Consider the following 4,326-nt stretch of genomic DNA (forward strand, 5'->3'; position numbering starts at 1 on the left):
TGGTGCTGGAACGGCTCGGCGCGCACCAGGCCAGCTCGGTCGCCTACACGGTCCGCGCCGACGTGCGGGGCCGCTACGAGGTCGGCCCGCTGGTGGTCCGGCTCACCGACCCGTTCGGCCTGTGCGAGCTTTCCCGCTCGTTCCCCTCTGTCGACCGGCTCACGGTCATCCCGCAGGTCGTGCCGCTCCCCTCGGTGCGCCTGGTCGGCGAGTTCGCCGGCACCGGCGACAGCCGGGCCCGGTCGGTGGCCGTGCACGGCGAGGACGACGCGGCGACCCGCGAGTACCGGCGCGGCGACGACCTGCGCCGGGTGCACTGGAAGTCGACGGCCCGGGTCGGCGAGCTGATGGTGCGCCGCGAGGAACAGCCCTGGGAGAGCCGGGCGACGGTCGTCCTGGACACGCGGCAATATGGGCACCGCGGCGAGGGTCCGACGTCCAGCTTCGAGTGGGCGGTCTCGGCCGCCGCCTCGATCGCGGTGCACCTGCGGGCCGCGGGCTACAAACTGCGGCTGGTCACCGACGCCGGCGTCGACGTCGACGCGGGCGAGGCGGGCGGCGAGGGCGTGCTCCTCGACCACCTGGCCGAGGTGAAGCTGACCCCGCGCGGCGACGTGGGCCTGCTGGTCGAGCGGGTCCGCCGGCGCTCCGACGGCGGCCTGGTCATCGCGGTGCTGGGCGGCCTGGAGCCCGGCGAGACCGAGCTGCTGGCCGCGCTGCGCGGCAACAACGCGACCTGCATCGCGGTGCTGGTCGACACGTCGACCTGGCTCAACCTGGCCCCCGAGGCCCGGGCCGAGGCCGACGCCGCCCGCGAGGCGGCCGCGCTGGGCCTGCTCAGCAGCGGCTGGCGGGTGGTCGGCGCCGCGCACGGCGACAAGCTGCCGGCGCTGTGGCCGCAGGCGGCGCGGGGCTCACAGGGCTTCGCCTACCGGGCCACCATGGCCGAGACGGTCGCCGGCACGTTGGGAGTGGCGCGATGAGGAGTCGGCGGCACATGGGCCTGGTGGCGGCCGTCGCCACCCTGATGGCCGCAGCGCCATTGAGCACGATCTTCGAGCAGTGGACCTGGCTGATCCAGTGCACGATCACGGTGGCGCTGATCGCCGGTGCGGCGACCCTGGCCCGCACCGCGCGGGCACCGGTCTGGGCCCAGGCCCTGACCATGCTGGTCACCCTGCTGCTGGCGCTGACCTGGCTGTTCCCCAGCGGTGAGGAGTTCGCGGGGCTGCTGCCGTGGACGGGCACGCTCGAGCACTTTGGCGCGCTGCTCACCCAGTCCGGCGACGACGTGCGGACCTACGCGGTCCCGGTGCCCGACGGCGACCCGCTGCTGTTCGTGGCCGTGCTGGGCATCGGCGCGGTCGCGGTGATGGTCGACCTGGTGGTGGTCGGGCTGCGCCGGCCGGCGCTGGCGGGCCTGCCGATGCTGGCCATCTACTCGGTGCCGGTCGCGGTCTACACGGCGAGCGTCTCGTTCCTGCCGTTCGTGGTCGGCGCGATGGGCTTCCTCTGGTTGCTGGTGGCCGACAAGGTCGACAGCGTGCGCCGGTTCGGCCGGCGGTTCACCGGCGACGGGCGCGACGTGGACGTCTGGGAGCCGTCGCCACTCGCGGCGGCCGGTCGGCGGCTGGCGATCGTCGGCGTGCTGGTGGCGGTCGCGCTGCCGGTCGCCGTACCCGGGATGACCTCGGGTCTGCTCGCCCGCCTCAACAGCGGCTCCGGTGACGGCGTGGGCCTGGGCGACGGCTCCGGCCGGCCGGGCCGGATCAACCTGTTCGCGGCGTTGCAGGGTCAGCTCCGGCAGAACAACCTGGTCACCTTCGCGCGCGTGACGACAACCGACCCCGACCCGTTCTACCTGCGGTTCGCGGTCGCCGACGACGTCACGTCCGAGGGCTTCAAGAGCCGGTCGCCGCAGGGCCGCAACCTGCGGCAGCTGCAGGACCCGCGGGAGGCGCCGCGCGCCGGCGTCAGCTACGAGCAGTATTCGGCCGAGGTCCAGATCACGGACGACTACCAGATGCAGTTCGCGCCGTTGTACGGGCAGCCGATCAGCACGGACGGGCTCGACAGCCAGTGGCAGTACGACCCCAACCAGCAGGTCATCTTCTCCAGCCGGGCGACGGCACGGTCCAAGGACTACCGGTTCGACTTCGTGCGGGCCAACTACACCGAGGAGGCGCTGCGGGCCGCGCCCGCGCCGGACCCCGACAACCTGGAGACCAAGCGGTTCACCACGGTGCCGTCGGTGCGGCAGGTGCAGACCCAGGTCAACAGCCTGATCACGGGCGAGTCGACCACGTACGACAAGGTGATGGCCATCTACCGGTTCTTCTCGGTGGCCAACAACTTCCGGTACGAACTGCAGACCGAGGGCGGCACCTCGGGTGAGGACATCGTCAACTTCCTGACCAACAGGAAGGGCTACTGCCAGCAGTACGCGGCGACGATGGCCTGGATGGTCCGGGCGGCCGGTATCCCCGCACGGGTGGCGTTCGGCTTCACCAACGGCACCACCCGCGAGAACGGCGCGATGGTGCTGACGAACCTCAACCTGCACGCGTGGACGGAGGTCTACTTCGGCCCGGAGTACGGCTGGGTGCCGTTCGACGCGACGCCGCGCGCGGGCGTGCCCGGCGCGGTGCGCCCGAACTACGCCCCGGACCCGGACGCGCCGCGGGTGACCCCGTCGGCGACCCCGTCGGGTTCGGCGGGCCCGGGTTCTGACGACCCGAGCGACCTGCCGGGCAGGGAGGACCCGGGCGGCAACGAGGCGCTGCCGTCGGCACCGCCGCCGACGCTGCCTCGATGGCCGTTCTACACGGGCGGCGCGATCCTGCTGGCGGTGCTGCTGCTGGGCATGCCGGCGTTCCGACGATCCCGCCTGCGCCACCGCCGCAACACGGCGACGGTAGCGGCCGCGGACCTGTCACCGGGCACGGCGACGGTGCTGCCGACCAGCGAGGCGGCCCGGCGAAGCCGGGCTCACGCCCACGCGGCGTGGGACGAGCTGATCGACACGATGGTCGACTACAAGGTGCCGATCGACCGCACGGAGACGCCACGGGCAACCGCCGAACGGCTGGCGCACGCCGAACTGCGCGGCGACTCGACGGGCGCCGTCGACGGGGTGCGGCTGCTGGGCCAGGCCGAGGAACGGGCGCGGTATGCCCGGAGCCCGCTGTCCGGCCCGGGCCTGTCGGAGGCTGTGCGCACGGTCCGCCGTGGGCTGGCCAGCCGGGCATCACGCCGCACGCGCCTGGCGGCGGCGTTGTTCCCGCCGTCGGTCCTGGAACGCTGGCGGGGCAGGGTGGTCGACGTGTCGACCGGGATCGTGACGTCCCTGTCACGGATCCGCGAACGGATGGGGCGCCTGAGCCCACGACGGCTGCTCACCAACCGGGCCCGCTGAGAACACCGAAAGGCCGCGCCACCCTGGTCGGGGCGGCGCGGCCTTTCGCTGTACCTCACCGCCCGACCGAGGCAGCGCAGCCTTTCCCCTACCTCACCGCCCGACCGAGGCAGCGCAGCGTTTCGCTGTACCTCACCGCCCGACCGAGGCAGCGCAGCGTTTCGCTGTACCTCACCGCCTGACCGAGGCAGCGCAGCCCGTCGCCTACCTAACCGCCCGACCGAGGCAGCGCAGCCTTTCCCCTACCTCACCGCCCGACCGGCGGCGCGACCATCCACAAACCCCACCGCACGACCGACGCGGCGCGGCCCTCGCATACATCACCACCCAGCGGGGTGCCCTAGCTCTTCGGCAAGATCGGTGCATCCCAACGACCTGGCCCGCCTGACCGGCGCTGAACGCGCGCTTGGCCACCCTCATTGCTGCGAGTCTTGCCTCGTCCCGTCGCCGCATCGCACCATCGGCAGTTCCGCATGGAGGCTCACCCCAATCCGCAGACGGCAAACGCCGCCACCGCAGGCTCGTGTTTCGGATTGTCTCCGCCCCTTCCCGGCCAACGACACGGTCGACCTGCGACAAACCAGAACCCCCCGACCAGGCCGCGACTCGCGCGAAGCCGGCCCGAACCATCGGCAGCCGCGAGCCGGGTGGTGATCAGCTCTGAGCTCAGGTCGGCGCGTTAGTTGCGGCCGGTGAGCCGAGGGCCTTGCCGGCGGGTGAGCCTCGGCGTTCGTCGTGGTCGATCAGGATTTGGGTGGGCCGGCGATGGACCGGGCGGGCTTCTGTCGGGTTCCGGACCGTTCGGCTCCGGCGGCCACTCCCGGGTGGTCGGCGGGCCGGATCGTCCGGCTCGGGTCGATTTGCACCGCGACGGGTCCGGGGTTCCAGCCGGCCACCGCCGACGAGTCCGG

The 4,326-nt window shown here is 72.8% G+C and carries 2 protein-coding genes; both read left to right on the forward strand.

Translation table 11 applies throughout. The annotated features are described in order from the left end of the window. A partial coding sequence (locus Air01nite_RS40600; protein WP_203708839.1) for a DUF58 domain-containing protein occupies positions 1-983 on the forward strand: 983 nt, incomplete at its 5' end. Then, positions 980-3,415, forward strand: coding sequence for a transglutaminase TgpA family protein (locus Air01nite_RS40605; RefSeq protein ID WP_203708841.1), 2,436 nt, complete (start codon positions 980-982; stop codon positions 3,413-3,415). The genes Air01nite_RS40600 and Air01nite_RS40605, both read left to right, overlap by 4 nt. Positions 3,416-4,326 lie beyond the last annotated feature (911 nt).

The sequence above is a fragment of the Asanoa iriomotensis genome, assembly GCF_016862515.1.
GTDB classification, from domain to species: Bacteria; Actinomycetota; Actinomycetes; order Mycobacteriales; family Micromonosporaceae; genus Asanoa; species Asanoa iriomotensis.